This is a genomic window from Pseudomonas sp. HY2-MNA-CIBAN-0224, assembly GCF_040310285.1.
Lineage (GTDB): Bacteria > Pseudomonadota > Gammaproteobacteria > Pseudomonadales > Pseudomonadaceae > Aquipseudomonas > Aquipseudomonas helleri.
The window spans coordinates 1-1,791 of record NZ_JBEOPQ010000126.1; the positions used below are offsets into that span (position 1 = coordinate 1).

The 1,791-nt window shown below is 55.6% G+C and carries 1 protein-coding gene; it reads left to right on the top strand.

The genetic code is table 11. The annotated features are described in order from the left end of the window. Positions 1–332: 332 nt before the first annotated feature. Positions 333–1,646: a branched-chain amino acid transport system II carrier protein gene (gene brnQ / locus AAEZ03_RS25640; protein ID WP_350582501.1), complete on the top strand. Its 1,314-nt coding sequence runs from the start codon at positions 333–335 to the stop codon at positions 1,644–1,646. Positions 1,647–1,791 lie beyond the last annotated feature (145 nt).

Sequence of the window (1,791 nt, forward strand, 5' to 3'; positions counted from 1 at the left end):
GAGCTTGCTCGCGATCTTTTGATCTTAAAAAAGATCGCGAGCAAGCTCGCTCCTACAGGGGTTCGGGAACAATGATGTAGGAAAATCACACCAGTTTAATTTTCGATGTCATCAAGGCGACAACTGCGTTCGTTCATCGGACAGAATGCCCTGCAACAGTGCGTTCATCTTAAAAACTCGGTAATCTTGCCGCCATTCTGCTTTTCTGCGTGTGCGTCCCACAAGGAAGCCACGCGCTAGACGGGTCGGTCTTATTCAGACTGACAACATTTCCCATATCCGCACGGGAAATTCCCCTCTAAATCCCGATTTACTAGTGTGGTACTTCCGTAATGAAAGTTTTGAAAGGCCAGGACATTCTGGCACTTGGGTTTATGACCTTTGCCCTGTTCGTTGGGGCTGGCAATATCATTTTCCCGCCAATCGTTGGTTTGCAATCCGGGCCTAATGTCTGGATCGCCGCGCTGGGCTTTTTGATTACGGCTGTGGGTTTGCCGGTTGTCACTGTTGTCGCTCTGGCCAAAGTTGGCGGCGGCATGGATGCACTGAGCAGCCCGATTGGCAAAATTGCTGGCGGCTTGCTCGCGGCTGCGGCCTACCTGGCTGTGGGCCCGCTGTTCGCCACACCGCGTACGGCAACCGTGTCGTTCGAAGTGGGTCTGGCTCCCCTGACCGGTGAAAGCCCGTTGGCGCTGTTCCTGTACAGCTCCGTGTACTTCTTGATCGTGTTCTTCGTTTCGCTGTATCCAGGTCGTTTGCTGGACACGGTAGGGCGCTTCCTGGCTCCACTCAAAATCATCGCCCTGGCCATTCTCGGTATCGCCGCGTTTGCCTTGCCTGCCGGTGATATCGGTAGTGCGACCCCGGTCTATGAGGCTGCGCCGTTCTCTCAAGGGTTTATTCAGGGTTACCTGACCATGGACACCTTGGGCGCACTGGTTTTCGGCATCGTGATCGTTAACGCGATCCGTTCCCGTGGTGTTGAGTCGCCGAAACTGATCACCCGTTACGCGATCATTGCTGGCCTGGTGGCGGGTGTCGGTCTGACACTGGTGTACCTCAGCCTGTTCCGTCTGGGCTCCGGCAGCCATGAAGTGGCTATCGGTGCAACCAATGGGGCTGCGGTGTTGCACGCCTATGTTCAGCACACCTTTGGTTCGCTCGGCAGTGGTTTCCTGGCGGTGTTGATTGCATTGGCATGCCTGGTAACAGCGGTGGGCCTGACCTGTGCCTGTGCCGAGTACTTCAGCAAGATTTTGCCGCTGTCCTACAAGGCCTTGGTGATTATCCTTGCCGTGTTCTCGCTGGTGGTGTCCAACCTGGGCCTTACCAAGTTGATCGCCTTTTCCATACCCGTGCTGACCGCTATTTACCCGCCGTGCATCGTGCTGGTGGCCTTGAGCTTCTGCAAAGGCTTCTGGCATGAGCAGACGCGTATTGTCGGCCCGGTGATGCTGGTGTCGTTTATCTTCGGCGTGGTCGATGCCCTTAAAGGCGCAGGCCTGGCGGATGGCTTGCCGAACTGGCTGACTCACATGCCGTTCAGCGAGCAAGGCCTGGCCTGGCTGGTGCCGTCGCTGATCGTTCTGGTAGGTGCGTTCATTTACGACCGCCTGCTGGGCAAGTCGCAAGAAGCCATTGCCTGAAGACACTGCCCGCCAAAAGCGTGCCCACGGTGTCAATAAAAAAGCCCTGTATCGATGAGATACAGGGCTTTTTTTATGGCGCTTGTCTGTAGGAGCGAGCTTGCCTCGCGATCTTTTAAAAGATCAAAAGATCGCGAGGCAAGCT

Bases quoted from the DNA above. Each gene is read 5' to 3' on its own strand.
- brnQ (WP_350582501.1), top strand. From the start codon at position 333: ATGAAAGTTTTGAAAGGCCAGGACATTCTGGCACTTGGGTTTATGACC.